We start from the raw sequence: 17,824 nt of genomic DNA, 5'->3' as shown, positions 1-17,824 counted from the left end.
GGCTCATTACCCCCTTGAAGAACCGTTCGCGCAGGTGGCAGCGTCCTCCGGACTGTTACCAGTGTGAACGGGTGTGCTCAAACGGGGGGCGTGTTCTGCATGGGTGTGGTGCTGCCGGGGTGGGCCGACGAAATCCTGGACATCATCGGGGTGTCGTGGCCGAATGTGGACGAGGACGATTACCGCGAGATGGCGACGGCCATGCGCGAGTTCGCCGGAGACATCAACGACGGCGCCGGCCAGGCGCACGAGGCGGTCCAGGCGCTGGTCTCCTCGGCCGGCGGCGGTCAGGCCGCGGAGGCGCTGAACGCCCACTGGGGCAAGATCAACGGTACTCACCTGGCCAAGCTCGCCCAGTGCGGTGAGCTGGCCGCCACCGCGCTGGACGGCGTCGCGGTCCTGATCGAGGGCGCCAAGCTCGGCGCGATCGTCCAGCTGGGCATCCTGGCCGCCGAGGTCATCGCCGCCCAGGCCGCCGCGCCCTTCACCTTCGGCCTGTCCGAACTCGGCGCGCTGGCGGCGACCCAGGCCACCCGCGTCATCGTCAAACGCCTGTTCAAGGAGGCCTGCCAGCAGGTCGCCGAACAGGTCGTCAGCATCGCCCTGACCCCCGTCGAGGAGGCCCTGGCCGCGATGGTGGCCGACCTCGTCGTCCAGCTCGGCGCCAACGCGCTGGGCGTCAAGGACGGCGTCGACCTGGGCCGCACCGCCGAGTCCGGCAAGGAGGGCTTCAGCCAGGGCGTCCAGGGCGCCAAGGACGCCGCCGGCAGCTCGATGCAGCTGCTGAGCGCGGGCGGCGGGGGCGGCGGGGGCGGTGGCGGTTCGGGCAGCGGCGGCTTCACCTTCGACCACGACGCCCACGACAAGGCCGTCACCGGCCTGCAGAGCGCCGGCGGCCACTTCCGCACCACCGCCGGCGGCAAGATCGGCCGCGCCAGGAACCATCACAGCCGCACCCGCGGCAAGGACGCCATCGCGGATGCGGCCAACACGATGCTCGACAAGGTCATCGACGGCATCGAGGACGCGGTCAAGAAGTCCGCCAAACACCTCGACGACAGCATGACCCGCGGCGTCAAACAGATGGCCAAGAACCACAAGGAGAACGATCAGAAGCTTTCCAGCCACTTCTCCGGGCTCGGCAAGGGAGGCAAGAAGGACCCGAAGGGGCCGAATGCGGGCGGAGGCGGCGGAGGCGGCGGAGGAGGAGGCCAAGGTTCGGGCCGGGGCGCCGGGGGCGCGCCTGACTGGCACGGGAGAAGCGCCGGCGAGATGAGGCATCATCGTACTGACCCGGTGGACGTGAGCCATCTGGACAGAACCGCTCAGATGGAGCGACTGGAATACGAATCCCAGCGGGTGGCTGACGAAGCCCGTGATGCCAAGGACAACAATCGGGTTCCTGGAAAGGACCGGCGGAACGACGGATGCGCGGGAAGCCTCTTGCATGACGGCACCATCACGGCTCACACCAGTACGGTCCGACGTAAACCTGTCCTCAGTCCACAGGAATCGAAGTTGATCAAAGAGGGGAAGATGGAAAGGCCGCAGCCGCAGACGCGAGCGGATGCGCACCCTGCTGTCCGTCAGGTCCTCGATGAGATCGAAGCGGACAAGCGGGCTCGGGATGAACGCCCGGGGGTCGGCCATGGAAACTGTGCCGAAGTGTCACTGATATCCGATCGGCTCTATCAAATGGATCCGGACGGTACGAGGATCCGCACCCCGGAGGAAGCTCGGCAGGCCCTTGACGGAGCCGTCGTGCATACGCGGCAGATAGGGCAGCTGAAGGACAGGGACACCGGGGAGATCGACCTTGATCACGGAGACTACAAAGAGCCGTGTCGGTCGTGCAGTTCCATGCTTCCCCGGCTGGGAGTGAGAGCTCACCGTTGATCGTTCGACTGCGAAAAGGAGGTTCTGGCGTGCTGTCCGATGCGCAGCGCACGGAGATCGACCGACTGCTGGAGGAAGCGGGCTGGGAATCGGAACGTGATGTCTCGGACCGGGCTGCCGAGTTGATGCGGTTTGTGGAGGCCGATCTGGCAGGCCACGGTTGCCCTCTCTCGGTGTTCCCGGCGGCGGAGGAGTTCCTGGCGTCTTACGGCTTCCTTGACATCCGGTTCCGGTATGACGCGCAGCGCACAGAGCATTTCAATACATGTGCGAGGTACTGTGATGACAAGGCGGAGGAAATCGGCGAGCTCATGGAGGAGCTGCAGCAGCCGGTGTTCCCGGTGGGCTGGGACAAGATCGAAGGCGGTCTTGCTGTAATTGATCCCTCCGGTCGGATCTTCTACATCCATCACACCGGGTTCTATTTCCTGGGAACGGGAATTCATGAAGCGATCGAAAGCCTCCGGACCGGGGGCGTGAAACCCGCCGAGGATTACTATGTCTAGCCTGGTTCCGGGTACTGCGTCATCGCTTCTGGTCAATGGGAAGATCATCAGTCATACCAACTTGAGCGGCGACGGAGAGCCCCATCTTCACCCGTCCGTTCGGGCCTTCTTCGACGCGTTGCCCATCGATCTGCGGGAGCCGTTCATCGGATACTGCGCCGAGTCGGCTCTCATTTCCGACCAACTATGGGCCTTGGATGCGGAGCGAGGCGGTGCGGAGCCGGTGAGCCTGCAAGAAGCCGTACCGCATTTCGTGGGCTCGGCCATGGTGTCCAAGATGATCCGCGAGGAAGGGGATCCGGACCACGGGCAGCCGACGACACCGTGTGGTGCCTGCCGGGCACTGCTGGATCGTCTGGCGGTCGAATGCGTCGGGGGCTGAAGGGATGGAAGGACCGGAGGAGTGCTCGGTGCGCAGTGCGGTCGAGGTGCTCCGGGGAGCGGGATGGTCACCGGAACGCGATGCGGGGCCGAGCGCGCTGCTGGCCGTACTGGAGACCGTGAGCACTGTTGCTGCGGGCACCGATGCGGGTTGGGACATCTTTCCCGCAGCGGAGACCGCCGTGCGTCAATTCCACGGGTTGGAGATTCTTTTGCGGGGCCCCGGCGTAGAGGTCGGCTTGCGGGAACTCGTACTCGATCCCCGTGAGGGACGCTATGCCGCGGCCACCATGCGCCGCTTCGCCGACCGGCTCGGAAGCCGGCTCTTTCCCCTCGGCGTCCACGGGGACGCCTCTCTGCTCGCCGTGGATGAGGAAAGCCGGCTGTTCATGGTCAACCATGGCGGCTGGTGGTTCCTCGGGGACAGCGTGTTCGCGGGGCTGACCGTGTTGCTCGAAGGGCGTCGTCCACTGCGGGTACGGGAGGACGGGACATGGGTCCCGGAGGCCAAAGCGGCCGGGGAAACCCCGGTGGTCCCGCAACAGGAGGCGGAGCCGGCGGGTTCCGCGGTCAACGCCGGTGCCGACGTGGTGCGGAGCGTCTTCGGCTGAGCAGCCGAGCGCCCTGGCCCGGTAGCGGCCGGGCCAGGGCGGTGGGCAGTGGCCCCTCGGTGAGCAGGCGTTCTACTTGCTCAGGTTGGGCGGTGGTATCGGCGTGGTGGCCAGCGACTGTGGTGAAGTCGGGCTGGCCAGGGCCGACGGGGCCGCTACCGCGGCGGTCGGGTCGGGGGTGGGGGGTTCTTCGGTGGTGGGGTCGGGGAGGGGGCGGGGGGCCAGGGTGATGCCTTCGGCGTCGAGGGCCTTCTTGATGCGCCAGCGGAGTTCGCGTTCTATGCCGGGGGCCTTGCCTGGCATGGTCTTGGCGGAGACGCTGATGGTGACGGAGTCGAGGTGGACCTCGCTGAGGCCGAGGACCTCGACGGCCTCCCAGAGCTGTTCGTTCCAGGGCTCGGCCTTGGACATCTCCTCGCCGACGGCGGTGATGATCTCGCGGGCGCGGTCCAGGTCCTGGTCCGGGGCGATCATGACGTCGACGGTTGCGGTGGACCAGCCCTGGCTGAGGTTGCCGATGCGCTTGACCTCGCCGTTGCGGATGTACCAGATGGCGCCGTTGGGGCCGCGCAGCTTGGTGACGCGCAGGCCGACCTCGACGACCGTACCGGTGGCCACGCCCGCGTCGATCTCGTCGCCGACGCCGTACTGGTCCTCCAGGATCATGAAGACGCCGGAGAGGAAGTCGGTGACGAGGTTGCGGGCGCCGAAGCCGATGGCGACGCCCGCGACGCCGGCGCTGGCGAGCAGCGGGGCCAGGTTGATCTTGAGGACGGACAGTACCGTCAGGGCGGCGGTGCCCATGATGACGAAGGACGCGACGCTGCGCAGCACCGAGCCGATGGCCTCGGAGCGCTGGCGGCGGCGTTCGGCGTTGACCAGGAGCCCGCCCAGCGCGGTGCCTTGGGCGGCCGTCGCGGTGCGGTTCATCCGCTCTATGAGCTTGGTGATCGTGCGCCGGATCACATGCCGCAGGATCACGGCGATCACGATGATCAGCGCGATCTGCAGGCCGGAGGTGAGCCAGGTCGCCCAGTTCTCCTCCACCCATCCGGCGGCGTTGGTGGCCTTCTCCGTGGCGTCGTCGAGCGACGCCCGGCGATGCGCGCCGGGCGGCGTGGCGGCTGGGGAAGCGGACCAGAACACAGCAGGGACCTCCGTGTGGGACAGCAGACCCGGGTCGGTACTTACCGTGCCTCGGGCAGACCAACCACACTAACGGGGCAACGGGGGCGGTCCGCGCCGGTGTTCGAGAGTGACCGGACCAATTGCGGGCCTGTTTGGGGGGAAGTAAAACGGTGTGGTCGAAAACACCTCGGGCCCGTTACCCGGTGATGGTGGCGCTCCGACCAGGCGCCGGGGGACACTGTGGAGAGATCGTCCCGGCGCGAGCCACGCGCCGCCGGCGTACAAGGAGGCACCCGTGCCGCACGTCCTGGTCCTCAACGCGTCGTACGAGCCGCTCGGCGTCGTACCGCTCCGCCGCGCGCTCATCCTCGTCCTCAACGAAAAGGCCGTCAGCCTAGAGGAGTCCGGCGCCCTGATGCACAGCGCGACCCGTGTGTTGCCCGCTCCGAGTGTGGTCCGCCTCAAGCGGTTCGTGCGGGTGCCCTTTCGCGGCCCCGTACCGCTGACCCGCCGTGCCCTCTTCGCCCGGGACGGCGGGCGGTGCATGTACTGCGGTGGCGTCGCAACCAGCGTCGACCACGTCGTTCCGCGCAGTCGTGGCGGGCAGCACACCTGGGAGAACGTCGTCGCCGCGTGCCGCCGCTGCAACCACGTCAAGGCCGACCGGCATGTCGCCGAGATCGGCTGGCGGTTGCGGCACCAGCCCGCGCCGCCGTCGGGCCTGGCCTGGCGGATCATCGGCACGGGGCATAGGGACCCCCGTTGGCTGCCATATCTGCAGCCGTACGGGGCGGATGACGCACTGGCCCGGATCGATGCCGTATCGGCATAGATCCGGGTTTTGCGTAGGGAGCCTCCCGGACGGGGCCGGACGAATCCGGGTGGTTTCGGATGGTTTCGGACGCTTCCGGGTGGTTCAGAACGGGGGCGCTGGGTTCGGGTGTGAGGTGTGGGCATGAGGGCCGTGTCCGGGCGTGGCCCCCGCGCCTGCCGGGCGTCGCGAGGCCACGGAGATCCATCGGAAGCGCTCTAGCCATCGTCCGCCGGCCACGCCTCGTGTGCCGAAGGCCCGCCTCCCGGCCCGCCTTCGGGCGCGCCCCCGGTGGACCCCGGCCGGGCAGGCGTGCCGGGCTGGGAGCCGCCGGACGGACGGGTGGGCGGCGGGGCCGGTTTGTCCGAGCCGTCGCCCGGGCCCTTTTCCGAGCCTTTCACCGCGTACGCCTCCACGCTCCACAGTGAGTAACCGAAGCGGGTTGCGCGCTTGTCGCCCTGGATGCGGACGAAGCGGACGTCCTTCACGTCCGTCCGGACGGACTCGCGGCCGCCCTTGCCGTCGCGGACCGTGGCCGCCGTGCGCCAGGTGACGCCGTCCGCGGACACCTGGACCCGGTAGGCGGCCGCGTAGGCGTCCTGCCAGGTGAGGACGAGCCTGCCCAGGCGGGTGGGGCGCGGAAGTTCGAACTGGAGCCAGGCGTCGTCCTGGGCGGGGGAGGACCAGCGGGTCTTCGGGTCGCCGTCGGTGGCGGCCGCGGCCGGGAAGTCGGGCGTCTCGTCGCCGGAGGACGTCGCCGTGGCCCCGCGGGCCAGGTCGGGGCCGGCGGTGGGCGGGTAGGTCCGGACGGTCAGCGTCCGCTTCTGGTCGCCGTAGGTGACGGGAATCTCGTATGTACCGGATGTGGCGTCGCGCGGGACCGTGACCCGGATACGGGCGGTCGCCGTGCCGCCGCGCGGGGCGGTGACGTGCTCCGGCGCCCGTACGGTGAAGCCCTTGGGTGCCTTGGCCGTGAGCTTGCCCTCCACGTCGGCGGGGCGGCGGGAGAAGATCCGGGCGTCCACGGAGAAGGTGCCGCCGGTGTCGGCGTCGATCTCGTCGTGGGACAGCTCCAGGCCGGCCGCCGGGGTGTCGGCGAACCACGGGGTGAAGGAGTGCACGGACGGCGCGGCGGTGCCGTCCTTCCAGGCGAGCCGGATGGCGTCGGCCTTCAGGCCGCGCGCCTCGGTCTGCGTCCAGCCGGTGCTGGAGAGGCCGCCGAGGCGGCGCCAGCCCTCGCCGGGGACGTGCGCCTGCACGGAGACGGCGGCCGCGGACGGGCTCGGCTCGGTGAGCGAGGTGACCGCGGTCAGCGGGCGGGGACGGTCGAAGGGAACGGTCAGGGAGGTGGGGTGGGGATCCTCGCTCGGCGGCGGGGTGGTGTCGGAGCGGGCACCGGTCCATGCGTCGGACTCGGTCATCGCGCGGTCGAGGAAGGGGCCCAGAACGCCCTTTCCGACCGTCACCGGGCTTTTTTTGATCTTCTTGAGCAGGTCCTGGACGGCGCGCTGCGCGGTCCACGCCGCCGAACCGTCACCACGGGCCTGTGCCACCAGCATGTCCACGGCGCGCTCGCCCGCCGAACCGTACCGTGCCAACTGGCGGGCCCAGGGGCGCACTTCGTCGGCCAGGCCGGGGGAGAGGCGTTCCGGCGCGCCGCTCATCGTGTGGAAGGCGGCCCGCAGCCGGGCGGCGGCCCGGGTGTAGTGCTCGTCGTCGTCCGGGTCGTCGCTGTTCGTGGCGGCGGCGCGGGCCTTCCAGAACGCTTCGATCAGCGGCTTGAGGTACGCGGACTCGTCGGTGCCGAGGACCGAGGAGGCGTCGTTGCCGGCCAGGGCGTGCAGGGCGGCGCGGGAGGAGGCGTCACCGCCGGAGAGGTCGTCGATGGCGGCCTGCCAGGAGGCGCCGGGCCGGTAGCCGCGCGGGTTCCAGGCGAAGTCGGCAGCCGTGAACAGTGCGATACGGGACGCGGTGGGCTGCGCCATGGCGTTGGCCAGCAGGGCGCTGGAGCCGGTGGCGACGGCGGGTTCGCGGCCCGTGTAGGGGCCGAGGAAGATACGGTCCTGCGCGTAGTCGTTGACCGGATAGTTGTCCATCGTGACCATCCGGTGCCCGAAAACCTCACGGGCCGTGGCCAGTTCGCTTCCGGTGATGGTGCGGGGGACGACACCGACGCCGGTCCACGCGACCTCGACCCGGTCGGACAGCGCGGCCGCCAGCGCCTCGCGGTAGGCCGTAGCACCGTCCTGGAAGTACTCGGTCGGCATCAGCGTGAGCGGCGGCGCCTCGGGGTGCTTGGCGGCGAGGTGGCCGGCGAGCGCGTCCGCCACCTTGGCGTGCGCCTTGGCGGCGGCCTCCGGGCCGGAGCCGAAGGTGTCGGCGTCCGCGTCGCAGTGCCACTCGCTGTAGCTGACGTCCTGGAACTGGAGCTGGAAGGCGCGCACGCCCAGCGCCCACATCGCGTCCACCTTGCGGCGCAGCGCCTTCAGGTCGTCCTCGGAGGACATGCACATGGCCTGCCCGGGCGAGATGGCCCAGCCCAGCGTCACATGGTTGGCGCGGGCCCGCGCCGCCAGCGCGCGGAAGTCCTCGCGCTGCTCCGCCGGGTACGGCTCGCGCCAGCGGAACTGGCGGTACGGGTCGTCGCCGGGCGCGTAGAGGTAGCGGTTCTGCTTCGTACGGCCCAGGAAGTCCAGCTGGTCCAGGCGCTGCTCACGGGTCCAGGGCTGGCCGAAGAACCCCTCGGTCGTGCCGCGTACGGCGGTGCCGGGCCAGTCCCGGACGACCACGGAGGCCAGCTCCTTGCCGCCACCGTCCTTCCCGGAACGCTCCACGACGAGCTGCCGCAAGGTCTGTACGGCATGGAAGAGACCGTCCGGGCCGACGCCGTCCAGAGCGACCGTGTCCCGGCCCGCCACCTCGCCGACCGCGAGGCGGTAGCCGCCGGACGGCAGGTCGCCGCGCGCGGGCACGCGCAGGGCCCGCAGCGCGGTATCGGCGTCCGGGCCGCCGACGCGGAAGACCGGGCCCTCGCCGGGCGGCGCCTGCCCGGGGGCGACGTCGTGGACCGTGCGGACCCCGGCGTCGCGCAACAGGGCACGCAGCGCGTCCAGGGCATATGGGTCGGCGTCCGGCGCGGCGACGACGGCGGCCTCCTCGCCCAGCCGTACGGAAGCGCCGGCCGACCGCATCGACTGCGGGCGCGGCCACACGGCGGGCAGCTGCCCGGCGGAGGTGCTCCGGCCGGTGCCGTCGGAGCCGTCGGACTGCCCCGGCAGGTCGGGAGTGCCGACGGCCGGGTCGGCGGGCGCCGCGTGGGCGGGAACGGTGCTCCCGAGGAGCCCGCCGATGACGGCGGCGGCGAGGGCGGTGGCTCCGGCGACGCGGGTACGCGCCCGCGCCCGTACGACACCGAAGCGGCCGCTGGTGCCGACGCCGATGCTGCCGGTGCCGATGCTGGTGGGGCCGGTCAGCGGGGCGTCGGCGCTCCCGGCCCGGCGGGCGTCACCGCCCCCGACCGGGCGCGTACCGCCGTCTCCGGCTCCGCCGCCCCGCTCGCTCTGCCTGCCGCCCCTTCCGGCGTCCCGAACGCTGTTCCGGACTCGCACGGTCTCTCCTCAGTCCCCGTCACCACTACTCACCGGCCGACCGGTCGCACCGGCCGGCCGCAGCCCGGCCGCCCCGTGGCCGCGCGCCCCTGAGCCGACTGCCGCGGCGGGGCCTCGTACCCCGTGGAACCCCGCCGGACAAGCCTTCGGCAGTGAGCCCACCACTGTGGTGGTGAGGGTGTCAACGGCAGCAGGCGAAGTGCCGGGTTTGCCCTGTGTGACCGGCGTGTCGCGGCGTGTTCCGGGGGTGGAGCGGGGGTGGAGCAGGAGTGGCCCGGGAGTGGGCCGTGGGTGCGCCGAAGGCTGAACCGGGGGCGGACCGGAGGCCGCCGAAAGGGCCTTCCCCGGCGCTGAAGGACTTCCTCCGGAACGCCCCGCCCATGGGCATCCCTGCGCCGTCACCCGTCCGCCACCGGCAAATCGCCTGCACGAGGGATGTGTGACCTGGACCATGTTGGTTGAATGGATACGTCTGCGGCCGCCCGGACTGGGTAGGGCAGGTCGTGTCCCACTACCGACGAACGGGAGGCCCTCCGTGGCCGCGTCCGCTCAGCTTCTCCTCGACGCACTGTCGTCCGCCCCCGAGTACCCGGCAGAGCGCGTCAAACCCTCCGGGCCGGAAAATTCCGCGCCGGAGAAACCCGTCGAGCCGGATCTGTTCGCCGGGGTGTCCGACCCCGACTCCGGCCTGGACGGCTCCGGCTCGCTCTGCTTCTGCGAACCGCCCCTGACCAGCGAGCCCCCGCTCGCCGACGCCGCCCCGCTGACCAGCGAGTCCCCGATCGCCGCCGAGCTGCCGCTGACCAGCGAGCCCACCGCGGCCGGCCTGGGCACGGAGACCATGGAGGTCTGATGGGCCGACCGCGGCTCGCCGGTCTGCACGGTGTGTGCACGTCCTATGAGCCCGCACCGGGCCGCATCGAACACGTCGGTGACGACACGGTCGTCGCCGTGCTCGCCGCGCTCGGGGTCGACGCCTCGACCCCGCACGCCGTACGCGCCGCACTGGAGGCGTACGACCACGGCGCGGGCCGGGCCCTGCTCCCGCCCACCGTCGTGGTGCGCCCCGGACGCCCCCCGAATCTGTCGCGCCTGCCCGAGGGCACGGCCCTGCGGGTGGAGACGGAGTCGGGCGAGGTGCTCGACTGGGGACCGGACCCCGGGGGCCGCGCGGAGTACGCGTACGAGCCGCCCGCCCACGACCCGGGCCGCGACGGCGCCCGGACGCCGCGCCGGACCCCCGCCCGAGGTTCCGGCGACTACGTGGGCTGCCTCCCCCTCGGCATCCACACCCTGCGCGCCCACACGCCCGACGGCCGCTCCGCCCGCGCCCACCTGATCGTCGCCCCCGACCGGATGCCCGCGCCGCGCGGCCGCGCCCACGGCTTCATGGTGCAGCTCTACTCCCTGCTCTCCGGCCGCTCCTGGGGTATGGGGGACCTGGGCGACCTCGCCGACCTGGCCGCCTGGTCCGGACGCGTGCTAGGCACCGGCTTCGTACAGATCAACCCGCTGCACGCCGCCGTACCGGGAGCGCCCACCGACCCCTCGCCGTACCGCCCCTCCTCCCGCCGCTTCCCCGACCCCGTCCACCTGCGCATCGAGGACGTCCCCGAGTTCGGCGCCCTCGAAGGCGACGCCCGCCGTCAGGCCGACGCGCTGCTCGTACGGGCCCGGAACCTGCGCGAAACGGTGCTCCGCAAGGGCGCGCTGATCGACCGGGACGCCGTGTGGGAGCTAAAGAAGGAAGCGCTGGAGCTGCTCTGGAAGGTGCCGCTGAGCCCCGGCCGGCGCGCCGCTTACTGCGACTTCCTCGCCGAGCAGGGCCCGAGCCTGGAGGACCACGCCACCTGGTGCGCGCTGGCCGAGCGGTACGGGCCCGACTGGCGCGGCTGGCCTGCCGGCCTGGACGACCCGCGCTCCGCCCGTACGGCGCGGATGCGCGGCTGCCTGCTGGACCGCATCGACTTCCACAGCCGGCTCGCGTGGTTCACCGACCAGCAGCTCGCGGCCGCCCAGCGCGCCGCCGAGGAGGCCGGGATGGGCATCGGGCTGGTGCACGACCTGGCCGTCGGCGTCCACCCCTCCGGCTCCGACACCTGGGCCCAGCAGGACGCCTTCGCGTCCGGTATGTCCGTGGGCGCGCCGCCCGATGCCTTCAACTCGCGCGGTCAGGACTGGGGCCTGCCGCCCTGGCGGCCGGACGCGCTGGCCGCCCTGGGTTACGCCCCGTACCGCGGTCTGCTGCGCGGCATGCTGCGGCACGCGGGAGCCCTGCGCATCGACCACGTCATGGGCCTGTTCCGGCTGTGGTGGGTGCCGGAGGGCCGGCCGCCGACGGACGGCGCGTACGTGCGGTACGACGCCGAGGCGATGCTCTCCGTCCTCGCCCTGGAGGCGCACCGCGCGGGCGCCGCCGTCATCGGCGAGGACCTGGGGACGGTCGAGCCGGTGGTCCGTACGGAGCTGGCCGGACGCGGCGTGCTCGGCACGTCCGTGCTGTGGTTCGAACGCGACTACACCGAGGAGCCGGCGCGGCCGCTGCCGCCCGGGGACTGGCGCGCCGACTGCCTGGCCACGGTCACCACGCACGACCTGCCCAGTACGGCGGCCCGGCTGACCGGGCAGCACGCGGCGCTCCGCCATGACCTCGGGCTGCTGGACCGCCCGCTCCAGGAGGAGCAGGCGGCGGAGGCGGTCGAGGTCGGTGAATGGCTGGAGACGCTGCACCGGCTGGGGCTGCTGCCGGAGGGGCGGGGGAGTGAGGAGGCGGCGGTCAAGGCGCTGCACCGCTATCTGCTGAGCACGCCCGCCCGCATGGTCGGTGTGTGGCTGCCGGACGCGGTGGGTGACCGGCGTCCGCAGAACCTTCCGGGGACATCGGACGAATATCCCAACTGGCGGCTGCCGATCGCCGATCCGGCGGGGCGTCCGCTGCCGTTGGAGGAGATCGCCGCGTCGCCCCGGCTTCATGAGTTGATGCGGGAACTGCGCACCAAGGCAGGGTAGTTGGGCAGTACGGGCGGAAGGGTGACGGCCCGCCGCCGGTCTTCCGGTTGCTCCGGCCGTACGGCACCATGCCGTGGACGCCATCCAAGACATCCGACCCATCATGGTCGGGGAGTTGGAGGGAACCATGGCAGGAAGCCGACCACGCGCCCGGCTGCGCACCGGCTTGGCGTTCACCGTCACCGCCGCTCTCGTCCCACTGGCCCTGCCGCCCACGCTCCAGGCCACGGCCGCCGGCCGGCATCCCGTCCCGGCCTCCGCGCAGTCCACGGCCCCCGTACGGCCGCCCGCATCCGCCCACCGCCCCGCCGCGCCCTGCCAGGACCCCGTACGCCCCGCCTCCCAGATGACCGTCCAGCCCTGCGACACCCCGGCCCGGATCATCGAGAAGGCCGCGAACATCGTGCCGACCGCCGCCCAGCGCGCCTGGCAGCAGCGGGAGGTCACCGCGTTCACGCACTTCGGCATGAACACCTTCACCGGCCGCGAGTGGGGCTCCGGGACCGAGGACCCGAAGTGGTTCGCGCCGCCGCGCATCGACGTGGACCAGTGGATGCGCGCGTACCGGGCGGCGGGCGCCGAGCAGGTCATGCTGACCGTGAAGCACCACGACGGCTTCGTGCTCTACCCCAGCCGCTACACCCCGCACACCGTCCGGGCGAGCCCCGGGCGGCCGGACGTCGTCGGCGCGTACGTGCGGGCCGCCCGCAAGGCCGGGCTGAAGGTCGGCCTCTACCTGTCCCCGTCCGACGGCGCCGAACTGCCGCACGCCTGGCACGCGCGGTGGGTCGAGGAGGTCCGGCGCAAGCAGGCCGAGGGCAAGCCGCTGAGCCTGCCAGAACGGGTCGCCCTGGAGGACCGCGGCCGGGCGCCCGCCGGGCTGGGGCGCTTCGGCAACGGCAGCGCCGTCACCGGGCGCACCCTTCCCACCCTCGTCCCCGGCGACGACCGCGCCGACGCCGTACGCGACGGCCGCCTGCCCTCCTTCACCGTCCGCGCCGACGATTACGACACGTACTACCTCAACCAGGTCTACGAACTGCTCACCCAGTACGGCCCGGTCGATGAGCTGTGGCTGGACGGCGCGAACCCGTGGGCGGACGCCGGCATCACGCAGAACTACGACGTGCGGCAGTGGTTCGAGACGATCCGCTGCCTCTCGCCGCGCACCGTCGTCTTCCAGGGACCGCAGGGCGCGCGTTGGGTCGGCAACGAGCGGGGCGTGGCGCGCGAGACGGAGTGGAGCGTCACTCCGTCCGCCGTCGATCCCTGGTCGGTGCTCTCCGGCGGCCTGCCCAACGACTCCACCGACGCCGACATCGGCTCCCGCGCCAAGCTGCTCGCGCCCGCCACCAAGTACCTCCAGTGGTATCCGGCGGAGGCGGACGTCTCGGTCCGGCCCGGCTGGTTCCACCACCCCTGGGAGTGGCCCAAGACGCCGGCCCAGCTCCTGGCCCTGTACGAGAAGAGCGTGGGCCGCAACGCGTCGCTGCTGCTCAACGTGCCGCCGGACCGCCGCGGGCGGATCGGCGCGGCGGACGCCGCCTCCCTCGCCGGCTTCGGGCGGGCCGTACGGGAGACGTACGGCAGGGACCTTCTGGAGGGCGGCCGGGTCCCGGCCACGCGCCCGGGAGGCGTCACGTTCGACCGGGTCGGCCTCGGGGAGGAGCTGCGGTTCGGGCAGCGGGTGGAACGGTTCGCCGTCGAGGCGCGGACCGGCGGGACGTGGCGGCGGATCGCCGGCGGGACGACCGTCGGTCACCGGCGCATCCTGGCGCTGCCCGCGCCGGTGACCGCCGACGCCGTACGCGTACGGGTCCTGGCGGCCCGGGCAGCGCCGCGTCTGACGCCGGTGACGGCTCATCTGTCACGGCCGTGAACGGCCCCGGGGCGGTCATGGCCCGACCCCGGCCCGGCCCGGAGCGGCCCCGAACAGCCGCGTCAACCGTTAGGCCACCCCGGGCGCGCGCGGGTGAACGGCGTCCGATACGTTGACCTCGTGAGCAATCTGGTCAAGAAGAACGCCCTGCGCGCCGGAACCATCACGGCCGGCACCGCGCTGATGCTGCTGATGTCGTCCCCCGCGTTCGCGCTCACCCGCGACGATGGTGACGACCCGGGTCCGGGCCTGAGTGTCGTCCAGACGCTCGGCCTCTATGTCGCCGCTCCCGTCGTCCTGTTCCTGGTCATCGCCGGTCTGGTGATGGCCGGTGACAAGTCCCGCAAGCAGTCCAAGGCCTGATCCAGGACTCTTCCCCACGCCTCTTCGAGGGCGCCCGCAGGTTCGCGAGAACCGGCGGGCGCCCTCTTTTTCGTGCCCGCGTATACCGCACCGGACCGCTCCGGCCTGCCGCGGAGGGAGGGATTCCGCCGGGGGCTTGTTTTCACGCGGTCCTAACCTACGATGGCGTAACCTACGGAGCCGTAGGTAACCCCGTCCCCAGGAGTATCCGTGACCATCGCCCCCGACCGCCATGCCGGAGAGCGCGGCCAGGCCGCATGGAGCGACACCCGGCTGCTGTACGCCCTCGAAGAGGTCGTCGACAAGGAGCTCAACCGGCACCTGAAGGCCGCCAAGGACTGGATGCCGCACGAGTACGTGCCCTGGAGCGACGGCCGCAACTTCGACGGCGTCATGGGCGGCGAACCGTGGGCCCCCGAGCAGTCCAAGGTCACCGACATAGGGCGGATCGCCCTGGTGGTCAACCTGCTGACCGAGGACAACCTGCCCAGCTACCACCACGAGATCGCCAGCCTCTTCGGGCGGGACGGCGCCTGGGGGACCTGGGTGCACCGCTGGACGGCGGAGGAGGGCCGGCACGGCATCGTGATGCGGGACTACCTGCTCACCAGCCGGGCCGTGGACCCCGTCGAGCTGGAGCAGTTCCGGATGGCGCACATGTCGGCCGGGTTCGAGTCCGACAACGCGCACAGCATGCTGCACTCGATCGCCTACGTCGCCTTCCAGGAGCTGGCGACCCGCATCTCGCACCGCAACACCGGCCACCACTCCGGCGACCCGGTCTGCGACCGGATGCTGGCCCGCATCGCCACCGACGAGAACCTGCACATGGTCTTCTACCGGAACCTGCTCGCCGCCGCCTTCGAGCTCGCGCCCGACCAGACCATGTGCTCCGTACGGGACGTGGTCACCGGCTTCCGCATGCCGGGGCACGGCATGCCCGGCTTCGAGCGCGCCGCGGCCCGGATGGCGCTCGGCGGGATCTACAACCTGCGCATCCACCACGACGACGTGCTCCAGCCGGTGCTGCGCTACCTGAAGGTGCTGGAGATCGGCGGCCTCGGCCCGGCAGGCCTGCGGGCCCAGGAGGAGCTGGGGCTGTTCATGGGCGGGCTGGACGACCAGGCGCGCAAGTTCGACGAGCGGCTGGCGGCCCGGGAGGCCCGCCGGGCCGCACGGGGGTGAGGGACTCCCCGTCCCGCCTGCGTACGCTGCCCGCATGGCCGACTGGGACATCAAGAAGCTGCGCATCCTGCGCACCCTCCACGAGCTGGGCACGGTCACCGCGGCCGCCGAGGCGCTGCACCTGACGCCCTCGGCGGTCTCGCAGCAGCTGACCGGGCTGGCCAGGCAGCTCGGGGTGACGCTCCTGGAGGCGCACGGCCGGCGCGTGCGCCTGACGGACGCCGCGCACCTGGTCCTGCGGCACGCCGAAGCCGTCTTCGCGCAACTGGAACGCGCCGACGCCGAGTTGCTCGGCTACCTCCAGGGCGAGGCGGGGGAGGTGCGGGTCGGCGCGTTCTCCACCTCGATCCCCGCGCTGGTGGTCCCCGCCGTACGGGACCTGCGCGGCTCGCACCCCGGCCTCGCGGTGTCCGTACGGGAGGCGGAGGCGGCGGAGGCGTACGAGCTGCTGGCGGAGGGCAGCGTCGACCTCGCCCTCTCGCTGGCCGCGCACGCACCGACGCCGCGCGACCCGAAGTTCACCCGGCTCGCCCTGCTCGCCGACCCGCTGGACGTGGCGCTGCCCGCCGGACATCCGCTGGCGGACGAGCCGGGACTGCGGCTCGCCGACCTGGCGGGCGAGCAGTGGATCTTCGGGAGCAGCGGCCCCTGGTCGCAGATCACGACCACCGCCTGCGAGCACGCCGGCTTCGTGCCGGAACGGGCGCACGCCGCCGCCGACTGGGACGCCATCCTGGCCATGGTCGGGGCGGGCATGGGGGTGGCGCTGATGCCCCGGATGGCGATGTCGGGCGTACGGGGGCGGACCGGGCCGGGGCGCGGGGACGGGCCCGCCGCGGGGGCCGGGGTGGCGGTCCGGGTGCTCCGGGCCGATCAGCCGCGGCGGCATGTCGTGGCGGCGGCGCGGCGCGGGTCGGAGGGGGCGCCGGGGCTGACCCGGGTGCTGGCCGCGCTGCGGCGGGTGGCCGCGGGGCTGGCCGCATCGCCGGACGCAGGCGCCGACGACGGGCCGTGACCCTTCGGCCCTCCCGTCGCTCAGCCCACCCGCCGGCTCGACCCACCATCATTCAGGCCGCCTGAACGTAATCTCCAGAAACTTTCGATAGTCCTGGAGTAATCGTTCCTGCCATCGTCGAGGAGTCCGCGTCACCCCCTCACCGAAGGGCAGAGATGACCAGCACCCCGGCCGTTGCCTCCTCCACCGACCCGCACGCCAACGACGCCGCCCCGTACGGCGGCGGCGACCCGTACGCGGACTACCGCGGCGGGGACTTCCCCTTCACCTCGCTCGTCGACCTCGCCGACCGCCGCTTCGGCGCCGGTGTCATCGCCGCGAACGACGAGTTCTTCGCCGAGCGCGAGAACCTGCTGAAGCCCGGCCCCGCGGTCTTCGACCCGGAGCGCTTCGGCCACAAGGGCAAGATCATGGACGGCTGGGAGACCCGGCGGCGGCGCGGGGCCGACGGCGCGCACCCCTTCCCCACCGACGACGAGCACGACTGGGCGCTGATCCGCCTCGCCGCCCCCGGCGTCGTCCGCGGCGTGATCGTCGACACCGCCCACTTCCGCGGCAACTACCCGCAGCAGATCACCGTCGAGGCCACCTCGGTCCCCGGCAGCCCGAGCCCCGAGGACCTGCTCTCCGACGACGTGAAGTGGGAGGACATCGTCCCCCGCACACCGGTACGCGGCCACGCCGCCAACGGCTTCGAGGTGACGGCCGAGCGCCGCTTCACCCACCTGCGCCTCAAGCAGCACCCCGACGGCGGCATCGCCCGGCTGCGCGTGTACGGCGAGGTCGTGCCCGACCCGGCCTGGCTGGACGTGCTCGGCACCCTCGACCTGGCGTCCGTCATGCACGGCGGTGTCGTCGAGGACGCCTCCGACCGCTTCTACTCCTCGCCCGCGCAGATCATCCAGCCCGACCTGTCCCGCAAGATGGACGACGGCTGGGAGAACCGCCGCCGCCGCGTCCGCGACACCAACGACTGGGTACGGTTCCGCCTCGCCGCGCAGGGCGAGATACGCGCCGTCGAGATCGACACCGCGTACCTGAAGGGCAACTCGGCGGGCTGGGCGGCGCTCCACGGCTGCGACGCGGCGACCGCCGACCCGGCGGACGACGCGTCGTGGTTCGAGATCCTGCCGCAGACCAGGCTCCAGCCCGACACCCCGCACCGCTTCGCGCTCCCGCGCCCGGTGACCGCGACCCACGTACGGCTGGACGTCTTCCCCGACGGCGGCCTGGCCCGAATGCGCCTGCACGGCGACCTCACCGACGCCGGCCGCGCCGAACTCGTCCGCCGCTTCGACGAACTGAACGGCTGACGCGTCCCGCGCGGGGCCGGCCGGAGGGGGGCCGGCCGTGCGCGGCCACCGGCCCGCCCGGCAGGCGCCCGCCTGCCGGGCGTCACCATGTGTGGGGCACGAGAGACGCCCCGGGCCGG

Annotated in this window: 14 protein-coding genes; 12 read left to right on the top strand and 2 right to left on the bottom strand. The window is 72.2% G+C overall.

The window, feature by feature from the left end; genetic code table 11:
- The first annotated feature begins 99 nt into the window (after positions 1-99).
- The 4 genes from ACZ4Z1_RS13350 to ACZ4Z1_RS13335 are packed head-to-tail and all read left to right on the top strand — an operon-like array spanning position 100 to position 3,394.
- A complete protein-coding gene (locus ACZ4Z1_RS13350; protein WP_468486712.1) occupies positions 100-1,896 on the top strand; it encodes a YwqJ-related putative deaminase in 1,797 nt (598 codons plus the stop codon).
- Positions 1,897-1,925: 29 nt separating this feature from the next.
- Positions 1,926-2,402 (top strand): SUKH-3 domain-containing protein, encoded by a 477-nt coding sequence (locus tag ACZ4Z1_RS13345; protein WP_468486711.1) that lies wholly within the window; start codon positions 1,926-1,928, stop codon positions 2,400-2,402.
- Positions 2,395-2,784, top strand: a complete 390-nt coding sequence (locus tag ACZ4Z1_RS13340) for a YwqJ-related putative deaminase (RefSeq protein ID WP_468486710.1) — start codon at positions 2,395-2,397, stop codon at positions 2,782-2,784. Before ACZ4Z1_RS13345 ends, ACZ4Z1_RS13340 begins: the two co-directional genes overlap by 8 nt.
- Before the next feature lie 28 nt (positions 2,785-2,812).
- Positions 2,813-3,394, top strand: a complete 582-nt coding sequence (locus ACZ4Z1_RS13335; RefSeq protein WP_468486709.1) for an SUKH-3 domain-containing protein — start codon at positions 2,813-2,815, stop codon at positions 3,392-3,394.
- A gap of 72 nt (positions 3,395-3,466) precedes the next feature.
- On the opposite strand, the gene ACZ4Z1_RS13330 is transcribed toward ACZ4Z1_RS13335, so the two are convergent.
- On the bottom strand, positions 3,467-4,540 hold the full coding sequence (locus tag ACZ4Z1_RS13330) for a mechanosensitive ion channel family protein (protein ID WP_468486708.1): 1,074 nt from the start codon (positions 4,538-4,540) through the stop codon (positions 3,467-3,469).
- A gap of 277 nt (positions 4,541-4,817) precedes the next feature.
- Here ACZ4Z1_RS13330 and ACZ4Z1_RS13325 point away from each other — a divergent pair, with 277 nt between their 5' ends.
- Positions 4,818-5,354 carry an HNH endonuclease gene (locus tag ACZ4Z1_RS13325; protein WP_468486707.1) on the top strand — a complete coding sequence of 179 codons (537 nt, stop codon included), beginning with the start codon at positions 4,818-4,820 and terminating at the stop codon, positions 5,352-5,354.
- Positions 5,355-5,551: 197 nt separating this feature from the next.
- Here the strand turns inward: ACZ4Z1_RS13325 and ACZ4Z1_RS13320 are convergent, their stop codons facing one another.
- Positions 5,552-8,683, bottom strand: a complete 3,132-nt coding sequence (locus ACZ4Z1_RS13320) for a beta-N-acetylglucosaminidase domain-containing protein (protein WP_468487009.1) — start codon at positions 8,681-8,683, stop codon at positions 5,552-5,554.
- A gap of 793 nt (positions 8,684-9,476) precedes the next feature.
- Between ACZ4Z1_RS13320 and ACZ4Z1_RS13315 the strand changes: the two genes are divergently transcribed.
- From ACZ4Z1_RS13315 to alc, 7 genes are all read left to right on the top strand, one after another.
- Complete coding sequence (locus ACZ4Z1_RS13315; protein WP_468486706.1) at positions 9,477-9,794, top strand: hypothetical protein; 318 nt, start codon at positions 9,477-9,479, stop codon at positions 9,792-9,794.
- Positions 9,794-11,950: a 4-alpha-glucanotransferase gene (gene malQ, locus ACZ4Z1_RS13310; RefSeq protein WP_468486705.1), complete on the top strand. Its 2,157-nt coding sequence runs from the start codon at positions 9,794-9,796 to the stop codon at positions 11,948-11,950. The genes ACZ4Z1_RS13315 and malQ overlap by 1 nt, the downstream gene beginning before the upstream one ends.
- 127 nt (positions 11,951-12,077) lie before the next feature.
- Positions 12,078-13,829: an alpha-L-fucosidase gene (locus tag ACZ4Z1_RS13305; RefSeq protein ID WP_468486704.1), complete on the top strand. Its 1,752-nt coding sequence runs from the start codon at positions 12,078-12,080 to the stop codon at positions 13,827-13,829.
- A 120-nt stretch (positions 13,830-13,949) separates the two neighbouring features.
- Positions 13,950-14,192: a hypothetical protein gene (locus tag ACZ4Z1_RS13300; protein WP_468486703.1), complete on the top strand. Its 243-nt coding sequence runs from the start codon at positions 13,950-13,952 to the stop codon at positions 14,190-14,192.
- A 210-nt stretch (positions 14,193-14,402) separates the two neighbouring features.
- On the top strand, positions 14,403-15,377 hold the full coding sequence (locus ACZ4Z1_RS13295) for an acyl-ACP desaturase (RefSeq protein WP_468486702.1): 975 nt from the start codon (positions 14,403-14,405) through the stop codon (positions 15,375-15,377).
- 34 nt (positions 15,378-15,411) lie between these two features.
- A complete protein-coding gene (locus ACZ4Z1_RS13290) occupies positions 15,412-16,392 on the top strand; it encodes a LysR family transcriptional regulator (protein WP_468486701.1) in 981 nt (326 codons plus the stop codon).
- Between the two features lie 155 nt (positions 16,393-16,547).
- Positions 16,548-17,705, top strand: coding sequence for an allantoicase (gene alc, locus ACZ4Z1_RS13285; RefSeq protein ID WP_468486700.1), 1,158 nt, complete (start codon positions 16,548-16,550; stop codon positions 17,703-17,705).
- Positions 17,706-17,824 lie beyond the last annotated feature (119 nt).

The organism is Streptomyces sp. NPDC030165 (genome assembly GCF_055573595.1).
Note: the sequence above shows the minus strand (reverse complement) of the source record. Positions and strands in the feature narration are given on the sequence as shown.

What these genes read in the sequence shown, in the direction of transcription:
- ACZ4Z1_RS13350 (WP_468486712.1), top strand. Translation starts at nt 100, where the DNA reads ATGGGTGTGGTGCTGCCGGGGTGGGCCGACGAAATCCTGGACATCATC.
- ACZ4Z1_RS13340 (WP_468486710.1), top strand. Translation starts at nt 2,395, where the DNA reads ATGTCTAGCCTGGTTCCGGGTACTGCGTCATCGCTTCTGGTCAATGGG.
- malQ (WP_468486705.1), top strand. Translation starts at nt 9,794, where the DNA reads ATGGGCCGACCGCGGCTCGCCGGTCTGCACGGTGTGTGCACGTCCTAT.
- ACZ4Z1_RS13305 (WP_468486704.1), top strand. Translation starts at nt 12,078, where the DNA reads ATGGCAGGAAGCCGACCACGCGCCCGGCTGCGCACCGGCTTGGCGTTC.
- ACZ4Z1_RS13290 (WP_468486701.1), top strand. Translation starts at nt 15,412, where the DNA reads ATGGCCGACTGGGACATCAAGAAGCTGCGCATCCTGCGCACCCTCCAC.
- alc (WP_468486700.1), top strand. Translation starts at nt 16,548, where the DNA reads ATGACCAGCACCCCGGCCGTTGCCTCCTCCACCGACCCGCACGCCAAC.